This window comes from Franzmannia pantelleriensis, assembly GCF_900102875.1.
Classification (GTDB): Bacteria; Pseudomonadota; Gammaproteobacteria; order Pseudomonadales; family Halomonadaceae; genus Franzmannia; species Franzmannia pantelleriensis.
On sequence record NZ_FNGH01000007.1, the window covers coordinates 96,067 to 117,184 of the forward strand.

Below are 21,118 nucleotides of genomic sequence, written 5' to 3' on the forward strand. Positions count from 1 at the left end.
GGAAACTGGGTATGATCGCTTACACCATGGTGGGGACCAGAAACTTAGATAAAGCACGGACGTTCTATGACCCACTTTTCGCCGAAATGGGCTGGGATATCTGCTGGCAGGACGAATCGTGCGTTTCCTATGGAAAAGACACCGATCTCGATTTCCCCAGGTTCTTTGTTACCTATCCCTTCGATGGCCAAGCCGCCAACGTGGGAAACGGCACCATGACGGCTTTCCAATTCGCTGCCCCCGAGCAGGTCGACAGGTTATATCAAATCGCCATCGACAAAGGCGGCAGTGACGAGGGGGTTCCAGGCTATCGGCCGGAGTATGCCGAAGGCTTCTACGCGGCTTATGTGCGTGATGGGGATGGCAACAAGTTGGCTTTCGTGGTTTATCCCAAAGAGGCAGAAAAAAAGTAAACCACCATCCGGAGATGCCGGTGCTCGTCCACCAGCAGCGTGGTGTGTTCATACGTCTGGGTAACCGAGTCGGCGTCGATGAGCGTGCCGATGCCGTAGCGATAGGCTTCGTGATCGGGTTGCTCCCACCAGCGCCGAAAGTCCGGCGATAGCGTGGAGAGCGCTTCGATCAGCGCCTGCATGGCCGGCCCATGTACGCAATGAGCGTCACGGGCCAACTGGGGTCAGTCATGACCGGTTCGTATCCGTAGTCGCCCCGGGAGCCCAGCACCACCATCCGCTTACCCATCCCGGTCAGCATTGGCCAGTTGGGCAGTCCTTGGCGCGAGCGGTCGAAGCCGAAGGTGCGCCCGACTCGCACGATGTTGTCGATATATACCTTGAAGCCCGCCGGGACGCCGACGTTGTACCTCTGCACGCCGGCAACGATCAGGTCCGCCTCCAGCAGTTCGTCGACCGCTGGGACGGGCTTTTTGCCATTGCTCGACGAAAGAGCGCTAAGACGGCGCGAATGGGAGCCGTGCGGATCGATCCCGGAATGTCCGGGCTCGCGCTGGTATCAAGGTGGAGCAGGGTGGTCATGGGTCATCTCCTGTTCGGGCCAAGGCTGCCGGGGCTGCGCTATCAGCTGGTTCGGCATGGCTGCTTCAAAGACCACGCTGCCCTCGAGCGGGTCGACGAATGGCTGCGAGACGTGTTCGCTGAGCCGTGCCTGGGCGTTTGAGATAAGTCGAATAGTGGCGCCCTTGCCAAGGCGTTCTATTCTTTGCGGTGACAAGGATGCCGCGTACCTATCACCGTTAAGGAGAGGCAATGTTTTCGTTCGAGATTTGGGTCGCCTATACCGCGGCCTGCATTCTGCTGGTGCTTGCGCCAGGGCCTGACAACCTGCTGGCGGTGGGGCGGGGGCTTAGCCAGGGCTGGCGGGCGGCTTGGACCTCGGGGGTGGCCTCGGGAGCAGGAATTCTCTTTCACGTGCTGGCGGCGACCTTCGGCCTGACGCTGCTGCTGCAGACGTCGGAGATTGCCTTCTGGGTCGTCAAGGTGCTCGGCGCCGGTTATCTGATCTGGCTCGGGATTCGGGTGCTGCGTGCGCGAAACCTGATTCACTTTGCGCCTTCCAAGCGCCAGCCGCTGGTGCGCATCTTTGCCATCGGCTTTCTCTCTGCCGCCCTCAATCCCAAGCCGGGGCTGTTCGTGCTGGCCTTCATTCCCCAGTTCGTTGACCCAGCGGCGGGATCCGTCGCCGTGCAAATGCTCATCTATGGTGGCTGGTTTGCTGCGTTGACGGCAGTCGGGTTCTCACTCATGGGCGTCTTTGCGGCGCGTCTCTCCATCTGGCTGCAGGCGCGGCCACGGATCGTTGCTGGTCTCAATGTCGGTGCCGGCCTGACTTTCGTGGTCACGGGCCTGTCGGTGGCGGCCATGAAGCAGCGTTGATCTCCCAGCAGACGGGAGTGGGACGATGTCGAATAGCGCCGACCTGCAGCGATAGTGTGATGACCAGGGCGAACGGCCTTGTCAGATAAATGGGGAGAGATGACATGCAATACATGCTGATGTGCTGTATCGACGAAACGCTGTGGGAGGGACTGCCGGAGGCGTCCCGCGATGCGGTAATGCACGACTACCATGCGCTGATCCAGGAGATGGTCACGAGCGGCGCTTATCGCGGCGGGGCGCGTCTGCAGTCGGTGGAAAGTGCTACCACGCTGCGCGAGCACAATGGCCAGGTGGTGACTCACGACGGGCCTTTCGCCGAGGCGCGCGAGCAGTTGGGGGGCTTCCATGTCGTGGAGTGTCGCGATCTTGATGAGGCGCTGGCGCTGGCTCGACGCATTCCGCCGCTGCGAGTGGGGGGCTCGGTCGAGGTGCGGCCGGTCGACCCCGCCTATCGCATGTAGGCAATGAATCTCGACGCGCTCTATCGCGAGGCCTATGGCCGATTGCTGGCGGGTCTGATTCGTCGCTTCGGCGACTTCGCCCTGGCCGAGGATGCGCTGCAGGCGGCCTTCGAGGCCGCCATGTATCAGTGGCCCGAGCAGGGTACGCCGCCCAGTCCACTGGCCTGGCTGGCGGCGACCGCCCGCCACAAGGCGCTCGATCAGCTGCGCCATCGCCAGATGCTCGAGCGCAAGCAGGGCGAGTTGGCCATGCATCTCGAGCAGACTCTGGGCGAGGCGCCAGCGCCGGATGATGAGGTGCCGCTGGATAGCCTACGGCTGATGTTCACCTGCTGCCACCCGGCGCTCGGGCGTCCCGCTCAGGTTGCCTTGACCTTGCGCACTCTGGGCGGTCTGACCACGGAGGAAATTGCCCGCGCGTTCATGCTGCCGGTGCCGACGCTGGCCCAGCGCCTTGTACGCGCCCAGGCCAAGATACGCGATGCCGGCATTCCGTTCGAGGTGCCGGATGACGCCGCCCTTGGTGAGCGTCTCGATGCGGTGCTGGCGGTGATCTACCTGATCTTCAACGAGGGCTATGCCGCCAGCGGCGGCGAGCGGCTAGTGCGCGAGGAACTGTGTCATGAAGCCATCCGACTGGGCCGCTTGCTAGTGGGGCTGATGCCCGCCGAGCCCGAAGCGCGCGGCCTGTTGGCATTGATGCTGTTCCACGATGCACGGCGCGATACGCGTCTCGACGCGAACGGCGATATCGTGCTGCTCGAGGATCAGGAACGCGCGCGCTGGCATCATGAATCAATAGAAGAGGGGCGTGCCCATCTGCACCAGGTGCTGCGCGACGGCCCACCCGGCCCCTATGTCGTGCAGGCCGCCATCGCTGGGCTGCACGTCGAGGCGGCTACCGCTGCCGATACCGACTGGCGGCGCATCGCCGCCCTCTACAGCCTGCTGCATGCCATGCAGCCGACCCCGGTGGTGGCGCTCAACCGTGCCGTGGCGATCGCCATGGCCGATGGTCTCGAAGTCGGCTTGGCACTACTCGATGAGATTCATCTGCCGGGTTACCACCTGCTGCCGGCAGTGCGCGCCGACCTGCTACGACGCTTGGCACGCTACGATGAGGCAGCGCAGGCCTATCGCGAGGCCTTGGCGCTGTCGCCCCAGGCGGCGGAGCAGCGCTTTCTCGAGCGCCGCCTGGCTGAGGTGCGCTCAGCGTGCGACTGAATCGCTGAGGGTGTCGAGCCACTCGCTTATGCGCGGATGATGGAAAAATGCCGCCAGCCGTTCGGCGCTGACCTCGCCGATCCCCGGCTGGGCACGCCAGTCGACAACGGCGCGCTGGCGAAGCTCGGCCAGTGATAGCGTTCCGCTGGCGTCTTGCAGCGCTTCGGGGGCCACGCTGGGCATGCCCAGGGCCACTAGCCAGGATGTCAGCGACTGCTCCTCTGCAGCGGAAAAACGCGCATGCCACTGAGCGGCACGAACGTCGCCGACGCCGTGGGCCTGTTGAAGCTGAGCCGGGTCGAGGATGCGCCAGTCGAGCAACCCCTCTATCAATCCTGCGTCGATCAGGCGTTGCCAGCTGCCCTCGCCGATGCCGGCCATGTCTAGGCCGTCCGGGCCGGAGAGCCACGTCAGCCGGGCCAGAAACTGGCTTTCGCAGCCCGGGCTCAGACGCAGGCAACTCAGCGGGTGATAGGCCGCGGGGTCGGGTGCGTCGAGGGGTGGGCGCGGTTCGCGGCGCGTCAGCACCGACTCGAACTGGGGGATGGTCAGTCCGGCAAGGCGAATCGTGACGTGATCCCCAGGGCGGATATCGTGACGTTGCCACTGCGCCAGCGAACCGAGGCTCACGCGGCGGATCGTGCGATCGTCAAGAACGGTGGGCATAAGCCTGAGTACCGGGGTGATTTGGCCGGTGCGGCCAACCCGGAACTCGACACCGCGTACTTCGGCCATCGCCTGCTGGGCCGGGTGCTTCCAGGCCACCGCCCAGGCCGGCGCGGCCGCCTGCCAGGCCTCGGCATCTGGCCGCTGGCTCTGACGCACGACGATGCCATCGGTGGCAAAGGGGAGGGCGCCGCGATACCAGCGCTGACGCCAGGTGGCCACCTCTTCGGCACGGGTCACCGCCTGGGTCATGGCCACGCTGTCCTCAAAGCCCCAGGCGGCGAGCCTGTCCAGCCGCTGCTGCATGCCGGCTGGCCCGTCCGGCCAGTCCCAGACGAACAGGCCGACCCGCTCGGCATCCTCCGTCTGCCAGGCATGGCGGGCCATCAGGCCGATGATGGCACTGCGCGCCCCAGCGCTGCCGTGCTCGGCCTGCACGTGGTCACCAAGGCGCAGATAGAGCTCGCCCTGCAGCACCACGCGCGCTGGGTAGGGGGCTGTCAGGCGCTGGGCAACATGGGGCGCCTGGCGTAGATGTGGCAGCCAGTCGCTGCCGCGTTCGCCGTCGCCGCGGCTGATGGCCTGAACCAGCTGGCCGCGTTCATAGACCAGCGTCACGGCTACGCCGTCGACCTTGGGCTGCACCCACAGCGAGTGAGCCTGGCGGCGCTGCATCCAGCGTGCCAGGCTGGCCTGGTCGTCGAGCTTGGACAGGCCGGTCTGTGCCACCGGGTGGTGGAGCGGGCCACCAGGCTCATGCGGGGTGGCGGCGGAGCGCTTACCGCGGCAGACCTGCCAGCGCTCCAGCCGCTGGCGTGCCTGGTCGTAAAGGGCATCCTCGACCAACCGCTCGCCGCGCTGATAATAGGCTTCGTCCCAGGCGGCAACGCGTTCGGCGAGCTGTTCGACACTGGCATCATCCGGTGCCGTATCGGGGCAGTCATACGCAACGGCGGTGGGCAGGAGAGTGGCGCTGCAGAAAGCCAACGCCAGGCTGGTGAACCAGTGCAGTAGGCCCGGAGCGGTGTAGCGGAGAGAGATCATGCTGACATCCTTGTCATCGCCATGGGTGATACGGCGTTGATATCAGCGTAGTCGAATGCACAAACGATTGCCCCGCCGTAGTGGCGGGGCAGTCGAACGGTGAGTCGGGAGCGCTTAGCGCTGTTCGACCAGCAGCGCGTAGTCGAGGAGCACCTCGGCGCTTTCCAGTAGCTTGGCACGCTCGGCGGGCTCGCTCTCCTCTTCATCCTCGCCGCGGGCGTCGACCCAGTCGTCGAGTAGCTCGAGGCCCAGGGCGCGACGGCGGTCGTTCTCGAGGCCGAGCTGACGCCCCTCTAGCTCTTCCATCTCGTGCTGTCGCTGCTCGCGGTTGAGGCTGACGCTGGTCTGCTCTTCGCGCAGCTCGCGGGCCAGTTCCGCCTGAGACTCGAGATAGACGAAGTTGGGGTTCGCTGCCACGCGCTCGCGGTGCCGTGCACTCAGCTCTTCGAGGTAGCGCCACGGCTCGCCGTAGTGGCGATACTGCACGGCGCGCACGGTGTCCCACTCCAGGGCGTTGTCGAGTGCACTCTCACCGATGATCTCGGGGTCGAGCAGGCTGGGGAACACGATGTCCGGTTCCACGCCGCGGTGCTGAGTACTCTCGCCGGAGATGCGGTAGAACTTGGCGCGAGTCAGCTTGACCTGGCCGTGGCTGAGGTCGTTGACGGTCTGCACCGTGCCCTTGCCAAAGGTACGGTTGCCGAGCACCAGGCCGCGACCGTAGTCCTGGATGGCGCCGGCGAAAATTTCCGAGGCCGAGGCCGACAGTCGGTTGACCAGCACCCCCAGCGGTCCCTCGTAGAGGCTGCCGCTCTCGGTGTCGCCGTAGAGGCTGATGCGGCCGCGGGCGTCGCGCACCTGCACGGTAGGGCCGCGGTCGATGAACAGGCCGATCAGCGAATTGGCTTCCTGCAAGGCGCCACCGCCGTTGTTGCGCAGGTCGAGCACGATGCCCTCGACGCCCTGCTCCTTGAGTGACTCGACCTCGCGCGCCACATCGCGGGTGGTGCTGCGATACTCATCCTCGCCGGCTTGCCAGGCATCGAAGTCGACATAGAAGGTCGGGATCTTGATTACGCCGACCCGGTGGCTGCGACCGTCGCGGGTAAATTCGACCACTTCACTGCTGGCCGCCTGGTCCTCCAGGTCAACGGTGTCGCGGGTGATCTCCACGACCCGCGAGCGGGTCATGTCGACGGCCTGGGCGGGCACCACGTCGAGGCGGACGACCGAGCCCTTGGGGCCGCGGATCAGGTCGACCACTTCATCAAGGCGCATGCCGATGACGTTGACCATCTCCTCTTCGTCTTCCTGGCCTACGGCAATGATCCGGTCGGCCGGCTCGAGGACGCCGGCGCGCTCGGCGGGGCCGCCTGGCACCAGGCTGGAGACCTTGACGTACTCGCCTTCGCTCTGCAGTAGTGCGCCGATGCCCTCCAGCGACAGCCGCATCTGGATATCGAAGGATTCCCCCTGACGCGGCGACATGTACTCGGTATGCGGGTCGATGGTGCTGGTCATGGCGGCCATGAACAGCCCGAAGATGTCTTCGCTGTTGGTTTGACGAACGCGAGATAGCTGGCCCTCGTAGCGCTGGCGCAGATTGTCGATGACCTGTTCGTCGTCCAGCTCGTTGAGCATCTGGCTGAGGGCGGCATTCTTGAGACGCTTATGCCATAGCTCATCGAGCTCGGCCTGACTCTCGGCCCAGGGGGCCTCGTCGCGGTCGAGATCGAGACGCTCGTCATCGTCGTAGGTGTAGCTCAAGCCCTCATCGAGACGGTCGAGGATCCAGTTTAGTCGCGCTTCCAGCCGCTGTTGGTAGCGGCTGTGAAGTGCGAAGACTGGCTCCAGTTCACCGTCATAGAGCACGTTGTCGAGCTGGGTTTCGAGATCACGAAACTCGTCGACATCGGCTTGCGTCAGGTAGGCGCGCTGACCGTCGAGTACCTCCAGATAGCGCTGAAAGGCGTCACGCGACCACGCCTTGCCGAGGCTGACATCGGCGTAGTGGCCATAGCGTAGCGATTCGGCGACCTCGGTGGCAGCCTGACGTTGAGCGTCGGAGGGTTCGGGTTGGGCATGTATCGCGGTGCTTAAGGTTAGCACCAGCACAAGGGCACTCAATTGCCGAATGGCTGCAATCAGGCTCATCAATGAAGCACTCCCGGTTTCATGTACACTTCTTCCCTAGACCAGCGTCCGGCACCTGAGTTGCCATGGCCGAGCCGGCATTGTAGCAGCCTGCGTCGCCAGACACAGACTCTTAGATGAGGATGATCATGCCCCACGACCCTACATTGGAACGATTGTTGTCCTTTCTGCAAGCATCTCCGACGCCATGGCATGCGACAGCCAACATGGCGCGGCGTCTGGAGCGTGCCGGTTATCGTCGCCTGGAAGAGACGCAAGCCTGGCAGTTAGCCCCCGGCGAGAGGGTCTATGTGACGCGCAATGACTCCTCGATCATTGCCCTGCAGTTGCCCGATGAGCCGCTCAGCGCGCTGCGCATGCTCGGTGCGCATACCGACAGCCCGGGGCTTCGCCTCAAGCCCAATGCCGTCCTGCACCAGCAGGGGTGGTTGCAGCTGGGCGTGGAGGTTTACGGCGGGGCGTTGCTGGCGCCGTGGTTTGATCGCGATCTGGGGCTCGCCGGACGCGTCCACGTGCGCCGCGAGGACGGGCGTCTGCAGGGCGTGCTGCTCAACGTCGAGCGGCCGGTGGCGATCGTCCCCAGCCTGGCAATCCACCTCGACCGCGAGGCCAACAACGGTCGCGCCATCAATCCGCAGACGCAGATGGCGCCGGTGCTACTGCAGGGGAGCGAGGAGGCGGGGTTGGAGCCTCTGCTTCGTCGTTGGCTCTACGAGCAGCATGGCCTGGAGACGGCCGAGGTGCTGGATTTCGAACTGGCACTCTACGATACTCAGCCGCCGGCGCGGGTTGGCGTGAACAGTGAGCTGATCGCCAGTGCTCGCCTCGACAATCTGCTGTCGTGCTTCATTGGCCTGGAAGCGCTGCTCGACTCCGACGGCCGTCAGGGAGCCGTCCTGGTCGCCAACGACCATGAAGAAGTCGGCAGTGCCAGCGCCTGCGGCGCCCAGGGGCCGTTCCTTGGCGACGTGTTGCGTCGAGTCTGCGAGCAGCTTGGCACGCCCGGTGAGGAGTCGTTCATCCGACTGATCCAGGCATCGCGGATGATCTCCTGCGACAACGCCCATGCCCTACATCCCAATTTCGCCGACAAGCACGATGCCGCTCACGGGCCGGCGATCAACGGCGGGCCGGTGATCAAGGTCAATGCCAATCAGCGCTATGCCACCAACAGCGCTACCGCAGCGATGTTCCGCGAGCTGTGCCGCGAGGCCGGGGTGCCGGTACAGACCTTCGTGACCCGCGCCGACATGGGCTGTGGCAGTACCATCGGCCCGATTACCGCCACTGAGCTCGGGGTGCCGACGCTGGATGTGGGCGTGGCCCAGTGGGGCATGCACTCGATTCGCGAGACCGCCGGCAGCCGCGATGTCGCCCACCTGATCCGTGCCCTCAAGGCCTTCGTCAACCGTCCAGCGCTGAGCTGATCCGGCGCTGGCCGCCTAAGCACGACCCATACGAAAAACCCGCTGCCGGAGCAGCGGGTTTTTTAATCGTGGTGGCTACGCCCTGATTCGAACAGGGGACCCCATCATTATGAGTGATGTGCTCTAACCAGCTGAGCTACGTAGCCAACGGGGGCGAATCATACGGGTAAGGGCATGATCCGTCAACTATTTTAGGTTATGACTGAAAACTGGCTGCGCTCGCTGACTTTTCAGACACAACCTGAGTTAGACATTGAACCGGAAGTGGATCACGTCGCCATCCTTGACCACGTACTCCTTGCCTTCCAGGCGCCACTTGCCGGCATCCTTGGCGCCCTGTTCGCCGCCCAGGCTGACGTAGTCGTCGTAGCCGATGACTTCGGCGCGAATAAAGCCCTTCTGGAAGTCGGTGTGGATCACGCCTGCCGCTTCAGGGGCGGTGGCACCGACCTTGACCGTCCAGGCGCGAACCTCCTTGACCCCGGCGGTGAAGTAGGTCTGCAGGTCGAGCAGTGCATAGCCGGCGCGGATTACCCGGTCGAGGCCCGGCTCGTCCATGCCCATTTCGTCGAGGAACATGGCGCGCTCCTCGTCATCCAGTTCGGCGATTTCGGCCTCGATCTGGTTGCATACCGGCACTACCACGGCGCCTTCCTCGGCGGCGATCTCGTTGACCACCTCGAGGTAGGGGTTGGCCTCGAAGCCGTCCTCGTTGACGTTGGCGATGTACATGGTCGGCTTGAGGGTCAGGAAGCCGAAACTCTTGAGCTGTTTCTTGTCGTCCTCATCGAGGCCAAAGCTTCTCAGCGGTAGGCCCTCGGCGAGGTGCGGTTGAATGCGCTCGAGGATCTCCTTGGTGGCGATGGCCTCCTTGTCGCCGCCCTTGGCGACCCGCACCAGGCGCTGAATGGCGCGTTCCACGGTATCGAGGTCGGCCAGTGCCAGCTCCAGGTTGATGGTTTCGATATCGACGCGCGGATCGACCTGATTGGCGACGTGGATGACGTTGTCGTTATCGAAGCAGCGCACCACGTGGGCAATGGCCTGGGTCTCGCGGATATTGGCCAGGAACTTGTTGCCCAACCCCTCGCCCTTGGAGGCGCCAGCGACCAGGCCGGCGATATCGACGAACTCCATGGTGGTGGGCAGCACTTTCTGCGGTTTGACGATATCGGCCAGCTTATCGAGGCGCGGGTCGGGCATCGGTACGATACCGACGTTCGGCTCGATGGTGCAGAACGGGAAGTTCTCGGCGTCGATACCGGATTTGGTCAGTGCGTTGAAGAGGGTGGACTTGCCGACGTTGGGCAGGCCGACGATACCGCAGTTGAAACCCATGGAATCTTCCTGGAAGTCGTTAGTGATAGGCGATTGGCCACTATTCTACTTGACCAAGGTGGTAGAGATAAGCGGTCAGTAGTAAGAACGCGGCTACGCCGCTTGACCTTCTAGGCGCTTGGCGCTGTGAAACTGTGCAGCCGATTCATCGCCCGCGCCCAGTCGCCGCTCACGGCATCGGGCAGGGTGGCCTCGATCTCGCCGAGCGCGGCATCGATGGCGCTGCGCTCGGCCTTGCCGGGGCGGCTCAGCACATAGTTGACGACCTGGCCGGCCTCACCGGGGTGGCCGATGCCGATGCGCAGGCGGTGGAACGACTTGTCGTTGCCCAGTGCGCTGATGATGTCGCGCAGGCCGTTATGGCCGCCGTGGCCGCCGCCGGTCTTGTAGCGGGCGGTGCCGGGGGCGATATCGAGTTCGTCGTGAGCCACCAGCAGCTCATCCGGGAGGATCTTGAAGAACTGGCACAGCGCTGCCACGGCGCCGCCGCTACGGTTCATGTAGGTCTGGGGATTGAGCAGGTGCAGTTCTTGGCCGGCCAGCGAGATCTTGGCGTAGTGGCCGAGAAACTTGCGCTCGGCGCGCAGCGGTGTGTGCTGGTCCTTGGCAAGCGCTTCGACTAGCCAGGCGCCGGCATTGTGGCGCGTCTCCGTGTACTTGTCGCCGGGATTGCCGAGTCCGATAAGCGCCTTGACCTGAGGCATGTTGCGGATCCTCCTTGAGTGTGCAGGCAAAAAAAATCAAGCGCCGAAGCGCTTGATCTTACCTCAGAGAGGCGCCCTCGCGTGAGGGCGCCCTGGACCCGGTCCGATTACTCGGACTTGTCCTCGTCTTCAGCGCTGTCGTCTTTGGTTTCCGGTGCTTCCGGCGCGTCTTCATCTTCCTCGGCACGTACCTTGGCCTTGGTGATGTTGACGATGGCGTTGTCGTGGTCTTCGCCGTGGGTCAGGGCGACCAGGGTCACGCCGGCCGGCACGCTCAGATCGGACAGGTGCAGCGTGGTGCCCAGCTCGACATTGGTGATGTCGATCTCCAGGTACTCAGGCAGGTCCTTCGGCAAGCAGCTGATTTCCACTTCGTTGGCCAGCACGTGGAGCTCACCATCCTGGTCCTTGATCGCGGCACAGGTGTCTTCACCCACCACGTGCAGCGGCACGTTGAGGGTGATCTCGTGGGTAGCATCCACACGCATGAAGTCGGCGTGGGTGACCAGCGGCTTGTAGGGGTGACGCTGGAGATCACGCACCACGACCTGCTGTGATTTGCCTTCGACCTCGAGGTTGATCAGCGAGGAGAAGAACGACTCGTCCTCGATCGCCTTGTAGAAGGCGGTCTTGTCCACCGCGATGGTCTGGGGCGCGGTTTCACCACCGTAGATGATGGCCGGCACCTGTTGGTTCGCACGACGCAGGCGGCGGCTCGCACCTTTCCCCAGGTCGTTGCGAACGCTGGCAGTAAGAGTGAAATCTGACATTGGGTATAACCTCATGGTTAATCAAGAGAACGCCACCGCCCGCGACCAGACGATTGGCGCCCTCGGAGCCCGGCGGAGGCCGGGCACGTATCCGCGCGCTGTGCCCTGACGGCTGTCAGTGGAACATCGCGCTGACGGATTCTTCGTTGCTGACCCGACGGATCGCTTCGGCGATCAGCCCGGCCACCGACAGCTGGCGAATCTTGCCACTGCGGCGGGCGGTTTCGGACAGCGGGATGGTATCGGCGACCACGACTTCGTCGAGCACCGAGCCCATGATGTTGTCCACCGCGGGGCCCGAAAGGATCGGGTGAGTGGCGTAGGCCACCACGCGGCGTGCGCCGTGCTGCTTGAGTGCCTCGCCGGCCTTGCACAGGGTGCCGGCGGTATCGATCATGTCGTCCACCACCACACAGGTGCGGTCCTGAATCTCACCGATGATGTGCATCACCTGGGCCTGGTTGGCCTGGGGGCGACGCTTGTCGATGATGGCGAGATCGGCGTTCAGCTGCTTGGCAATGGCTCGGGCGCGGACCACGCCGCCCACGTCCGGCGAGACCACTACCAGGTCGTCGTAATTCTGCCGCTCGATGTCGTCGAGCAGGATCGGCGAGCCGTAGACGTTGTCCACTGGCACGTCGAAGAACCCCTGAATCTGGTCGGCGTGCAGGTCCATGGTCATGACCCGGTCGACGCCGGCCTTGACCATCATGTCGGCGACCACCTTGGCCGAGATCGGCACTCGGGCGGAGCGTACCCGGCGATCCTGACGGGCGTAGCCGAAGTAGGGCACCACCGCGGTGATACGCGCCGCCGAGGCGCGCCGCAGGGCATCCACCATCAGGATCAATTCCATCAGGTTGTCGTTGGTCGGCGCGCAGGTGGACTGCAGGATGAAGACATCCTTGCCGCGCACGTTCTCGTTGATTTCGACCGCGATTTCACCATCGCTGAACTGGCCGACCGTCGCATGGCCGAGGCGGTTATCGAGTCCTTCGGCAATCTTGCGGGCGAGTTCGGGATTGGCGTTCCCGGCGAAAACCATCAATTTTGACACGCGCAGCCACCTTTTGGGGAGTCTTGGGTCTCGTTCAGGGATGCACATGGCCTGGGAGGATAGGGGGAATGGCTGGGGTACCAGGACTCGAACCTGGGAATGCCGATACCAAAAACCGGTGCCTTACCACTTGGCTATACCCCAGCAACCTTACCGCTTAACTCCCCGCGGCATACGTCAATATGTCGCGTCGGGCCAACAGGAGACAGGCCCGTTGCCTGCATATCCCAGCGCCGCATGAAGGGGAGAAACGTTATGACCGCGGGCCTTGAAGGCCTGCCAGTCATGGTTTATCCGCCGCAAAATGCTATCGGCTTGCGTTTCGCTCGTCAATCGAGCGAAGAGGCAGGCGCCGGTGCCGGTCAGCATGGTCGGTGCCTGGCCCGCGAGCCAGTCGATGGCGCGGGCGACCTCGGGATACAGCATGCGCACCGTGGCTTCACAGTCGTTGCGCCACGTTGCCGCCCCCTGCAGTGCGCGCGCCATACTAATGGGGGGGGTGTGGCGTGTCAATTGTGGCGCCCGGAACACTGCCGGTGTCGAGACCATCACGCCGGGATGGATTACCACGAACCAGGGGGTATCCAGCTCGACCGCGGTGAGCCGTTCGCCGATGCCTTCGGCCCAGGCGGCGCGGCCGCGCACGAAAACCGGTACGTCTGCCCCCAATGTCAGGCCAAGGGCTGCCAGGCGCTCTTCGCCGAGCTGTAAGCCCCATAGCTTGTCCAGTGCCAGCAGGGTGGTGGCGGCATCCGAGCTGCCACCGCCGAGACCGCCGCCCAGCGGCAGGCGCTTGTCGAGGTGGATATCGACGCCCAGCCGGCAGCCACTCTCGCGCTGGAGCAGTTGGGCAGCACGGATGATCAGGTTGTCGTCGTGGGCGACATCGGGCAGCGCTGGGGTCAGGTGGACCTGGCCATCACCGCGACGCCGAAAGTACAGCTCGTCGCCGTGGTCGAGAAACTGAAACAGCGTCTGCAGCTCATGATAGCCGTCGGCGCGTCGGCCGGTGATGTGCAGCATGCGGTTGAGCTTGGCCGGCGCCGGCAGTACCAGTTCGGCGACCTCACTCACTGCGCTCTTCCAGTCGCCACTCGTTGACCACCAGGGTCACGCGGATCTCGTCGAAGGTCATGATCAGGCGGCGCGGTAGCCATAGCGCCTCTGTCTCGATCCAGTCGCGGTACGCGATCTCCCAGCCGTCCTGACGCAGCAGCTCGGGAAAGCCCTGGTCGTCATGGTCGAGGTCGTGGCGACTGTCGGGGTCGGGTAGGCCGCGCACCCAGTGGTCGAGGGCCGATACCGGTAGCGCCCAGCCGAGCTGCTCTTCCATCAACGCCTCGGGGCTGTCGGCCTCGAAGCGCCCCTGGTTGGTGGTCAAGCTGACCTGGCCATCCCGCCCTTCGAGAATACTGGTGCCGGCGCCGAACGGGCCGCTCAACAACAGACGGTAGTAGTGGGGACGCTGCAGCCAGTCGAGGTTGGCGGTGGTCGAATCGCCGGGGGCGCGAATCCCTACTCGGCCGGCCAGCCGCCAGCGCTCCAGGGCTTCCACCGCACTGCGCTGCTCACCCCATTCACCGCGTTCGGCGAGGGCATCGGGGTCCGGGGCGCGCGTGGCACAGCCAGCCAGGATCAGGAGGGTGAGCAGTAGTGCTAGCGACGTCACTGTCTTGGTGGGCTTCATTATCGGGCGTCTTCCTTTGGTCGATGGACTGACAGGTCATTCGGCGCCAGGCCGAGTTAGTGCTCGGGGGACATCTCGGGGCGTCGCTCGAGCAGCTCATCGACCACCGGCCGCTCTTCGAAACGGGCATGGGCCTCGCGGATCAGCTCGCGAGCCTCGTCTTCGCGACCCAGCTCCCAAAGTACTTCGGCGAGATGGGCGGCGATCTCCTGGTCGGGCATGTTGGCGTAGGCGCGTTCCAGGTAGGGCAGGGCACGCTCGTCGTCGCCAAGGCGATGATAGCCCCAGCCCATGCTGTCGAGGATCGCCGGGTTGTCCGGGGCCAGCCGATAGGCCCGCTCGACAAGTGCCATGCCTTCTTCGGTGCGGTCGGTCAGGTCCACGAGGGTGTAGCCCAGGGCATTGAGCGCCATGGCATGGTTGGGATCGTTGTCGATGATCCGCTGCAGGTCGCGCTCCATGGCCGCCAGATCGCCGTCATTAAAGGCACGCATGGCGCGCAGATAAAGCAGCTCGTCGCTGTCCGGCGTTTCGCGCAGTTGCTGCTCGAGCAGCTCATCGGCCTCGGCGTCCAGGCCACGCTGGTCGAGCAGTTCGACCTCGAGGGCGGCCAGGCTCGCCGCCTGTTCATCGTGGCGCAGACGCTCGATGCGTAGGAAGGAGCGAGCATCGGGCAGGCGCTCATCGTCCATTAGCATGCGTGCGGCGAACAGTCGCGCCTGGAGGAAGTGCTCGCCGGGCGGAACCTGACGGTAATAAAGCAGGGCGTTGTCGATCTCGCCCTCCTCCTCGGCGATGGCGCCGAGCAGGGTAAAGGCCAAGGCCGGCGTGTCATCGCCGCTGACCAGTGGCAGCAGCAGGCGTCGTGCCGGCTCCGGGTGGGTCTCGTCGAGATACAGCTGAGCCAGTGCCAGGCGCAGGTCGTTGCTGGCGGCGTGGCGTTCGAGCAGGATGTCGGTCTGTGCCTCTGCGGCCTCGATATTGCCCAGCATGAGTTCGCTCTGGGCCAGCATCAGGATGAAGCGGCCGTCGTCCGGTGAAACGTCGATCCCGCGCTGCGAGGCGCGGCGGGCGGCGGCAGCATCGCCTCTGTCGAGGGCTAGTCGGGCGCGGGTCAGCCACAGTTCGGGGAGCTCGGCATGGCTGTCATCGAGAGTGTCGAGCCGCGCCTGGGCACGTGCTGACTGGCCGGTAGCGGCCTCCAGCAGTGCGGTGGCCAACACCGCATCGTGGTGCTGAGCGCGTGAGGTATCGACTATCTCGAGATGTTCGTGCAGCAGCTCGAGAAGCGGCGGCAGGTTGGCGCCCTCGTCGATGGCCTGCTCGACGAAATTGGTCAGCTCGGCGTGGCCGCCGCGCTGGGCCAGCGCCAGGCGCTGCTCGAGGCCGTCCTGCCAGTCGCCGCGCTGCATGGCAAGCCCGGAGAGCAAGCGCGCCGGGGCCTCGGCCTCTGGCGCCAGTTCGCGCCAGCGACGCGCGGTGGTCTCGAACAGTGTGGGATCGTCGCTGAAGCGTGCCGCAAGGGCGGCACGCTCGATCAGCGCGACCGACTGATAGCGTTCGGCCATGGCCAGATAGCCCTGGCTGGCGGTACGGTAGTCGCCGCGCTGGCCAGCGAATTCGGCGGTCATTAGGGCCGCCAGGCCGTCGGCGTCCAGGCCGCGTTCGATGGCTGGCGCCGATGCCAGGGGATCCTCCTGCTCGGCGAAGGGCGTCACCGTCGTGCTCTGGCAGGCGGCCAACAGTAGCGCTGCAGTGGCCGTCAGGGCGGTGAGGAGTAAACGTGCTGGCATGATGATCTCGCTTCCAGAGCCGAGGGCTCAGCATAAACGCCTTGCGAGGCCGCGGCAAAGCCATCTCGGGGAGTGCCCACGTGGTGGGCTGTGATAGAATGCGCTGTCTTGATGGACAGGATTGACCGTGACGAGTTCGCCGTTCCCCCTAGCGAAGACGCAGACTGCATGACGCTTCTGGCCCTTGGAATCAATCATAAGACCGCTGCCGTGGAGGTTCGCGAGCAGGTGGCATTCACCCCTACGCAGCTGGAGGCAGCGCTCGCCGAGCTGCGTGCATTGCCGGGTGTCGCCGAGGCAGCGGTGCTTTCGACCTGCAACCGCACCGAGCTTTACTGCGTCACCGACAGTGAGGGCGAAGGCCGGATCCTCGACTGGCTGGGCCGTTTCCACGGCCTCGGCGTGGAGGACCTGTCGCGCTGCGCCTATCACTACCTCGACCATGACGCGGCGCGTCACCTGATGCGAGTGGCGGTGGGGCTCGACTCCATGGTGCTGGGCGAGCCGCAGATTCTCGGCCAGCTAAAGGAGGCCTACCAGGCGGCGCGCCAGCATAGCGGGCTGGGTGGTGAGCTGGAGCGACTGTTTCAGCACACCTTCGCCATCGCCAAGCAGGTGCGAACCGAGACCGGTATCGGCGAGAATCCGGTCTCGGTGGCCTACGCGGCGGTGAGCATGGCCAGCCATATTTTCGACGATTTTTCCCACTCCCGGGCGCTGCTGATCGGCGCTGGCGAGACCATCGAACTGGTAGCGCGCCACCTGCACGAGGCCGGGGTGCGGGAGCTGGTGGTGGCCAACCGTACTCGCGAGCGGGCCGAGCGCCTGGCCGGCGAGTTCGGCGGCACCGCCATCACGCTCAACGAGATCCCGCATGCCCTGGAGCGTGCCGATATCGTGATCTCGTCTACCGCTGCACCCTTGCCGATCCTCGGCAAGGGCATGGTCGAGCGTGCGCTGAAGAAGCGCCGCCACCGGCCGATCTTCATGGTCGACATCGCCGTGCCCCGCGATATCGAGCCTCAGGTTGGCGATCTCTCGGATATCTTCCTTTATACCGTCGACGATCTGCACGAGGTCATCGAGGAGAACCGCCGTCACCGCCAGGTGGCTGCCGATCAGGCCGAGTCGCTGATCGAGCACGGCGTGGGCAGCTGGCAGCACGAGCGCCGCGTGCGCGGTGCCGGCCAGCTGATACGCCGCTACCGCGAGCAGGGCGAAGGCATTCGCGCCGAGGCCGAGGCCCAGGCGTTGGCCCAGCTGGCCAAGGGAGAGGACCCCCAGCGGGTGGTGTCGAGGTTGGCCAGCCAGCTGGCCAATCGGCTCATGCATGGCCCTACCCTGCGCCTGCGTGAGGCCTCTGGTGCCGAACGCCAGGATGTCATCGCCGCCGCCGAGGCGCTGCTGATCGATGAATCGGCACCATCTCAAGACGCCTAGCCGACCCGAGCCCCGGCTCACTTCTTTTCACCATTACAGGATCGTCAATGAAAGCCACACTGCGCCAGCGTCTGGAATCCTTCCATGAGCGATTCGAGGAGCTCTCTGCCCTGTTGGCCGAGCCCGAGGTAATCAGCGATCAGGCGCGCTTTCGCGATTACTCAATGGAGTATGCCGAGCTCGAGGACCTGGTGACCACTTGGCGCGAGTATCGCAGCGTGGAGGGCGACGTCGAAGCTGCCGCGCAGCTCACCGGCGACAGTGACGCCGATATGCGTGAACTGGCCGAGTTGGAGCTGGAAGAGGGGCGTGCGCGTCTGGTGGCGCTGGAAGAGGAGCTCAAGCGGCTGCTGGTACCCAAGGACCCCGACGATGGACGCAACGTGTTTCTCGAGGTGCGCGCCGGCACCGGCGGCGACGAGGCAGCGCTGTTCGCCGGCGACCTGTTCCGCATGTACTCGCGCTATGCCGAGAAGCGCGGCTGGCGAGTCGAGGTGGTCAGTGCCAGCCACGGCGAGCAGGGCGGCTACAAGGAGATCATCTCCCGGGTCAAGGGCGACGGCGCCTATGCGCGGCTCAAGTTCGAGTCTGGTGCGCACCGCGTACAGCGGGTACCGGCCACCGAGTCCCAGGGACGCATCCACACCTCGGCCTGCACCGTGGCGGTGATGCCCGAGGCCGATGCGGTGGGGGATATCGATATCAACTCCGGCGACCTGCGCGTCGATACCTTCCGCTCCAGCGGCGCCGGCGGTCAGCACGTCAATACCACCGACTCGGCGATTCGCATCACCCACCTGCCCAGCGGGGTGGTGGTGGAGTGCCAGGAGGAGCGCAGCCAGCACAAGAACCGCGCCAAGGCGATGTCGCTGCTGGCCGCGCGGCTAAAGCAGAGTGCGGTGGACAGCCAGCGCCAGCAGCAGGCCGATGCGCGGCGCTCGCTTGTCGGCTCCGGCGACCGCAGTGAGCGCATTCGCACCTACAATTTCCCGCAGGGGCGGATCACCGACCACCGCATCAACCTGACCCTCTACAAGCTCAACGACGTGATTACCGGCGAGCAGCTCGACGAGGTGATCGAACCGCTGATCCACGAGTATCAGGCCGAGCAGTTGGCTGCCCTGCAGGAGGCCTGATGCGCCTCGATCATCTGGTGGCGCGAGCCGCCGAGCGCCTGGCGAGCAGCAAGTCATCGAGCCCGCGGTTGGATGCAGAGGTACTGCTGTGTCATGTGCTCGAGCGTGACCGGACCTGGCTTTATACCTGGGGCGATCGCGACATCGAGGCCTGGTCGCGGGCGCGTTTCGAGGCGCTGCTGGCGCTGCGCGCTGGCGGCTGGCCGGTGGCCTATCTGACTGGCGAACGCGAGTTCTGGGGGCTGGCCCTGGCCACGTCGCCAGCGACCCTGATCCCGCGGCCGGATACCGAACGACTGGTGGAGGCCGCGCTGGAGAGGGCCTCGGCCCCGGTTGGCGAGCTGCTCGACCTGGGCACCGGGAGCGGGGCCATTGCCCTGGCCTTCGCCAGTGAGCGCCCCGGGTGGCAGGTGCTTGGCGTCGACCGCGAGCCCGCTGCAGTGGCACTTGCCTGTGCCAATGCCGAGCGCCTGGCGCTCACCAACGCACGCTTTTGCCAAAGCGACTGGTTCGCAGCGCTTGCCGATCAGCGCTTTGCGCTGATCGTTGCCAACCCTCCCTATCTCGCCGCCGACGATCCGCATCTTGACCTAGGCGACGTGCGCTTCGAGCCCCACTCGGCACTGGTTGCCGAAGCGGGCGGCCTGGCCGATCTTAGACGGCTGATCTTGGGGGCCCGCGAGCATCTTCTTCCGGGAGGCTGGCTGCTGCTCGAGCACGGCATGGCTCAGGGCGAGGCGGTGCGTGCGGCACTAAGTGAGGCGGGCTATCGGCAGGTTACGAGCCTCGATGACCTCGGTGGGCGTGAGCGGGTGAGCCTGGGTAGCGTTGAGGGCTGACCGGCCGCGTGGCTGGAGCGCTGTTCGCCGAGTGTGGTAATAGTAATGGCGGGGCGCGCCGGTGTGCGCTCTCAATTGCTGGCAAATAGCCACCGCCTGCTGTTTATTTCTTGTTATTCTAATCTTAGCAGTGGATATTGCTGGCAAGTACCAACTCAACTGCCATTGGCCGGATAGCATACGATAATGAAAGCCAAGACACGTTCGCTGGACCGTATCGACCTCAAGATCCTGCGCTGTCTACAGGACAACGCGCGAATCTCCTACGTCGACCTGGCCGCCCAGGTCGGGCTCTCCACTACGCCCTGTCTGGAGCGGGTCAAGCGCCTCGAGCGCTCGGGCATCATCCGCGGTTATAAGGCGGTGCTCGATCCCAAAGCGCTCAAGGCCAACCTGCTGGTGTTCGTCGAGATCAGTCTCGAGACCCAGTCGCCGGCGGTATTCGACGAATTTCGCCGTGCGGTGAGCAAGCTGCCGCAAATTCAGGAGTGCCACCTGGTCTCGGGGCAGTTCGACTATATCCTCAAGTGCCGGATTCCGGAAATGTCCGCCTACCGCCAACTGCTCGGCGACGTGGTGCTGACCCTGCCGGGTGTCAAGGAATCGAAGAGCTACGTGGTGATGGAGGAGGTCAAGGAGGAGTTCTCCCTGCACGTGCCGGATATCGAGGAACTCAGTGACAAGTGATGCCACCATGAACGATGAGGCGCTGTTGCGCTACAGCCGCCAGATCATGCTCGAGCCGATCGAGATTGCCGGCCAGGAGCGGTTGCTGGCCAGCCACGCCTTGGTGATCGGTGCCGGTGGGCTGGGCTCACCGGTGGCGCTCTATCTGGCGGCCGCCGGCGTCGGGCGGCTGACGTTGGCCGATGCCGATGTGGTCGAACTCTCCAACCTGCAGCGTCAGATCGCCCACGCTCAGGCCGATCTGGGGCGCAACAAGGCAGAGTCCGCCCGCGAGGCGGCCCAGGCGCTGAACCCAGGCTGTCGGGTCGAGGTGCTCACCGCACATCTCGACGGCGAAGCGCTCGCTGGCGCGGTGGCCGAATGCGATCTGGTGATCGACTGCACCGACCGCTTCTCCAGCCGCTACGCTATCAATCGTGCCTGCCTGGCCGCGGGGCGGCCGCTGATCTCTGGCGCGGCAATTCGTTTCTCCGGCCAGTTGGCGGTATTCGATCTGCGCGATCCCTCAAGCCCCTGCTACGCCTGCCTCTATCCACCGGGCGAGGCGGGGGAGGCCGACGACGAGCTGCGCTGTGCCGAGAACGGCGTGGTGGCACCGCTGGTCGGGGTGATCGGCACGTTTCAGGCGCTCGAGGCGGTCAAGCTGCTGAGCGGGGCCGGCACGCCGCACCGCGGGCTCTCCACCTTCGACGGCCTGCGCGGCGAGTGGCGCCACTTCAAGGTCCCCCGCGACCCCGCCTGTGCCGCCTGCTGCAGGCGCTGAGCCTGCGCGGTATTCCTGAGTCTGCGTTCGACGGCTCGATGTTTATCGTTATTGAATACTTGACATGCCTTG

General features: G+C 64.8%; 22 protein-coding genes and 2 tRNA genes. 11 read left to right on the plus strand and 13 right to left on the minus strand.

Annotated elements, in window-relative coordinates:
* Positions 1–11 precede the first annotated feature (11 nt).
* On the plus strand, positions 12–413 hold the full coding sequence (locus BLT16_RS10305) for a VOC family protein (protein ID WP_089658442.1): 402 nt from the start codon (positions 12–14) through the stop codon (positions 411–413).
* Here the strand turns inward: BLT16_RS10305 and BLT16_RS10310 are convergent.
* Complete coding sequence (locus BLT16_RS10310; protein WP_245701596.1) at positions 386–595, minus strand: MmyB family transcriptional regulator; 210 nt, start codon at positions 593–595, stop codon at positions 386–388. The genes BLT16_RS10305 and BLT16_RS10310 overlap by 28 nt on opposite strands.
* Entirely contained in the window at positions 583–831 is a 249-nt protein-coding gene (locus BLT16_RS21225) for an NAD(P)H-dependent oxidoreductase (protein ID WP_218124435.1), read from the minus strand. The genes BLT16_RS10310 and BLT16_RS21225 overlap by 13 nt, the downstream gene beginning before the upstream one ends.
* Here BLT16_RS21225 and BLT16_RS20910 point away from each other — a divergent pair.
* The 4 genes from BLT16_RS20910 (at position 733) to BLT16_RS10335 (ending at position 3,541) form a co-directional block, all read left to right on the plus strand.
* Positions 733–1,137 (plus strand): hypothetical protein, encoded by a 405-nt coding sequence (locus BLT16_RS20910; RefSeq protein WP_218124439.1) that lies wholly within the window; start codon positions 733–735, stop codon positions 1,135–1,137. The genes BLT16_RS21225 and BLT16_RS20910 overlap by 99 nt on opposite strands.
* Positions 1,138–1,226: 89 nt before the next feature.
* On the plus strand, positions 1,227–1,853 hold the full coding sequence (locus BLT16_RS10325) for a LysE family translocator (RefSeq protein ID WP_089658445.1): 627 nt from the start codon (positions 1,227–1,229) through the stop codon (positions 1,851–1,853).
* A 104-nt stretch (positions 1,854–1,957) separates the two neighbouring features.
* Positions 1,958–2,317, plus strand: coding sequence for a YciI family protein (locus BLT16_RS10330; RefSeq protein ID WP_089658446.1), 360 nt, complete (start codon positions 1,958–1,960; stop codon positions 2,315–2,317).
* Positions 2,318–2,320: 3 nt separating this feature from the next.
* Positions 2,321–3,541 (plus strand): RNA polymerase sigma factor, encoded by a 1,221-nt coding sequence (locus tag BLT16_RS10335; RefSeq protein WP_089658447.1) that lies wholly within the window; start codon positions 2,321–2,323, stop codon positions 3,539–3,541.
* On the opposite strand, the gene ligB is transcribed toward BLT16_RS10335, so the two are convergent.
* Positions 3,527–5,251 (minus strand): NAD-dependent DNA ligase LigB, encoded by a 1,725-nt coding sequence (ligB, locus tag BLT16_RS10340; RefSeq protein ID WP_089658448.1) that lies wholly within the window; start codon positions 5,249–5,251, stop codon positions 3,527–3,529. The two genes, BLT16_RS10335 and ligB, sit on opposite strands and share 15 nt — an antisense overlap.
* Before the next feature lie 114 nt (positions 5,252–5,365).
* On the minus strand, positions 5,366–7,405 hold the full coding sequence (locus BLT16_RS10345; RefSeq protein WP_089658449.1) for a carboxy terminal-processing peptidase: 2,040 nt from the start codon (positions 7,403–7,405) through the stop codon (positions 5,366–5,368).
* 128 nt (positions 7,406–7,533) lie between these two features.
* Between BLT16_RS10345 and BLT16_RS10350 the strand changes: the two genes are divergently transcribed.
* Entirely contained in the window at positions 7,534–8,832 is a 1,299-nt protein-coding gene (locus BLT16_RS10350) for a M18 family aminopeptidase (protein ID WP_089658450.1), read from the plus strand.
* Positions 8,833–8,901: 69 nt separating this feature from the next.
* Here BLT16_RS10350 and BLT16_RS10355 read toward each other — a convergent pair.
* The 9 genes from BLT16_RS10355 to BLT16_RS10395 form a co-directional block, all read right to left on the minus strand.
* Positions 8,902–8,978 (minus strand) — tRNA-Met (locus BLT16_RS10355).
* A 100-nt stretch (positions 8,979–9,078) separates the two neighbouring features.
* Positions 9,079–10,170 (minus strand): redox-regulated ATPase YchF, encoded by a 1,092-nt coding sequence (gene ychF / locus BLT16_RS10360; RefSeq protein WP_089658451.1) that lies wholly within the window; start codon positions 10,168–10,170, stop codon positions 9,079–9,081.
* Positions 10,171–10,280: 110 nt separating this feature from the next.
* Positions 10,281–10,874 carry an aminoacyl-tRNA hydrolase gene (pth, locus tag BLT16_RS10365; RefSeq protein ID WP_089658452.1) on the minus strand — a complete coding sequence of 198 codons (594 nt, stop codon included), beginning with the start codon at positions 10,872–10,874 and terminating at the stop codon, positions 10,281–10,283.
* 107 nt (positions 10,875–10,981) lie between these two features.
* Positions 10,982–11,644, minus strand: coding sequence for a 50S ribosomal protein L25/general stress protein Ctc (locus BLT16_RS10370; RefSeq protein ID WP_089658453.1), 663 nt, complete (start codon positions 11,642–11,644; stop codon positions 10,982–10,984).
* Positions 11,645–11,759: 115 nt separating this feature from the next.
* Positions 11,760–12,701 carry a ribose-phosphate pyrophosphokinase gene (locus tag BLT16_RS10375; RefSeq protein ID WP_176475823.1) on the minus strand — a complete coding sequence of 314 codons (942 nt, stop codon included), beginning with the start codon at positions 12,699–12,701 and terminating at the stop codon, positions 11,760–11,762.
* A 69-nt stretch (positions 12,702–12,770) separates the two neighbouring features.
* Positions 12,771–12,845, minus strand: a tRNA-Gln gene (locus BLT16_RS10380).
* Positions 12,846–12,878: 33 nt separating this feature from the next.
* Positions 12,879–13,724: a 4-(cytidine 5'-diphospho)-2-C-methyl-D-erythritol kinase gene (gene ispE / locus BLT16_RS10385; RefSeq protein WP_089658581.1), complete on the minus strand. Its 846-nt coding sequence runs from the start codon at positions 13,722–13,724 to the stop codon at positions 12,879–12,881.
* A 43-nt stretch (positions 13,725–13,767) separates the two neighbouring features.
* The gene (lolB, locus tag BLT16_RS10390) at positions 13,768–14,388 is read right to left on the minus strand and encodes a lipoprotein insertase outer membrane protein LolB (RefSeq protein ID WP_089658454.1); all 621 of its coding nucleotides are present in this window, start codon (positions 14,386–14,388) and stop codon (positions 13,768–13,770) included.
* 56 nt (positions 14,389–14,444) lie between these two features.
* On the minus strand, positions 14,445–16,181 hold the full coding sequence (locus BLT16_RS10395; RefSeq protein WP_089658455.1) for a tetratricopeptide repeat protein: 1,737 nt from the start codon (positions 16,179–16,181) through the stop codon (positions 14,445–14,447).
* A gap of 168 nt (positions 16,182–16,349) precedes the next feature.
* Here BLT16_RS10395 and hemA point away from each other — a divergent pair, with 168 nt between their 5' ends.
* From hemA to BLT16_RS10420, 5 genes are all read left to right on the plus strand, one after another.
* Positions 16,350–17,621 carry a glutamyl-tRNA reductase gene (hemA, locus tag BLT16_RS10400; protein WP_089658456.1) on the plus strand — a complete coding sequence of 424 codons (1,272 nt, stop codon included), beginning with the start codon at positions 16,350–16,352 and terminating at the stop codon, positions 17,619–17,621.
* A 47-nt stretch (positions 17,622–17,668) separates the two neighbouring features.
* The gene (prfA, locus tag BLT16_RS10405) at positions 17,669–18,757 is read left to right on the plus strand and encodes a peptide chain release factor 1 (protein ID WP_089658457.1); all 1,089 of its coding nucleotides are present in this window, start codon (positions 17,669–17,671) and stop codon (positions 18,755–18,757) included.
* A complete protein-coding gene (gene prmC, locus BLT16_RS10410; RefSeq protein ID WP_089658458.1) occupies positions 18,757–19,596 on the plus strand; it encodes a peptide chain release factor N(5)-glutamine methyltransferase in 840 nt (279 codons plus the stop codon). The genes prfA and prmC overlap by 1 nt, the downstream gene beginning before the upstream one ends.
* Before the next feature lie 186 nt (positions 19,597–19,782).
* Positions 19,783–20,283: an Lrp/AsnC ligand binding domain-containing protein gene (locus tag BLT16_RS10415; protein ID WP_076748563.1), complete on the plus strand. Its 501-nt coding sequence runs from the start codon at positions 19,783–19,785 to the stop codon at positions 20,281–20,283.
* A 7-nt stretch (positions 20,284–20,290) separates the two neighbouring features.
* Positions 20,291–21,046: a HesA/MoeB/ThiF family protein gene (locus BLT16_RS10420; RefSeq protein WP_089658459.1), complete on the plus strand. Its 756-nt coding sequence runs from the start codon at positions 20,291–20,293 to the stop codon at positions 21,044–21,046.
* Positions 21,047–21,118 lie beyond the last annotated feature (72 nt).

What these genes read in the sequence shown, in the direction of transcription:
- BLT16_RS10335 (WP_089658447.1), top strand. Translation starts at nt 2,321, where the DNA reads ATGAATCTCGACGCGCTCTATCGCGAGGCCTATGGCCGATTGCTGGCG.
- BLT16_RS10415 (WP_076748563.1), top strand. Translation starts at nt 19,783, where the DNA reads ATGAAAGCCAAGACACGTTCGCTGGACCGTATCGACCTCAAGATCCTG.
- ispE (WP_089658581.1), bottom strand. Translation starts at nt 13,724, where the DNA reads ATGCTGCACATCACCGGCCGACGCGCCGACGGCTATCATGAGCTGCAG.
- BLT16_RS10325 (WP_089658445.1), top strand. Translation starts at nt 1,227, where the DNA reads ATGTTTTCGTTCGAGATTTGGGTCGCCTATACCGCGGCCTGCATTCTG.
- BLT16_RS10305 (WP_089658442.1), top strand. Translation starts at nt 12, where the DNA reads ATGATCGCTTACACCATGGTGGGGACCAGAAACTTAGATAAAGCACGG.
- pth (WP_089658452.1), bottom strand. Translation starts at nt 10,874, where the DNA reads ATGCCTCAGGTCAAGGCGCTTATCGGACTCGGCAATCCCGGCGACAAG.
- BLT16_RS10395 (WP_089658455.1), bottom strand. Translation starts at nt 16,181, where the DNA reads ATGCCAGCACGTTTACTCCTCACCGCCCTGACGGCCACTGCAGCGCTA.
- prfA (WP_089658457.1), top strand. Translation starts at nt 17,669, where the DNA reads ATGAAAGCCACACTGCGCCAGCGTCTGGAATCCTTCCATGAGCGATTC.
- BLT16_RS10345 (WP_089658449.1), bottom strand. Translation starts at nt 7,405, where the DNA reads ATGAGCCTGATTGCAGCCATTCGGCAATTGAGTGCCCTTGTGCTGGTG.
- BLT16_RS10310 (WP_245701596.1), bottom strand. Translation starts at nt 595, where the DNA reads ATGCAGGCGCTGATCGAAGCGCTCTCCACGCTATCGCCGGACTTTCGG.
- BLT16_RS10370 (WP_089658453.1), bottom strand. Translation starts at nt 11,644, where the DNA reads ATGTCAGATTTCACTCTTACTGCCAGCGTTCGCAACGACCTGGGGAAA.
- prmC (WP_089658458.1), top strand. Translation starts at nt 18,757, where the DNA reads ATGCGCCTCGATCATCTGGTGGCGCGAGCCGCCGAGCGCCTGGCGAGC.
- ligB (WP_089658448.1), bottom strand. Translation starts at nt 5,251, where the DNA reads ATGATCTCTCTCCGCTACACCGCTCCGGGCCTACTGCACTGGTTCACC.
- ychF (WP_089658451.1), bottom strand. Translation starts at nt 10,170, where the DNA reads ATGGGTTTCAACTGCGGTATCGTCGGCCTGCCCAACGTCGGCAAGTCC.
- BLT16_RS10330 (WP_089658446.1), top strand. Translation starts at nt 1,958, where the DNA reads ATGCAATACATGCTGATGTGCTGTATCGACGAAACGCTGTGGGAGGGA.
- BLT16_RS10420 (WP_089658459.1), top strand. Translation starts at nt 20,291, where the DNA reads ATGAACGATGAGGCGCTGTTGCGCTACAGCCGCCAGATCATGCTCGAG.
- hemA (WP_089658456.1), top strand. Translation starts at nt 16,350, where the DNA reads ATGACGCTTCTGGCCCTTGGAATCAATCATAAGACCGCTGCCGTGGAG.
- lolB (WP_089658454.1), bottom strand. Translation starts at nt 14,388, where the DNA reads ATGAAGCCCACCAAGACAGTGACGTCGCTAGCACTACTGCTCACCCTC.
- BLT16_RS10350 (WP_089658450.1), top strand. Translation starts at nt 7,534, where the DNA reads ATGCCCCACGACCCTACATTGGAACGATTGTTGTCCTTTCTGCAAGCA.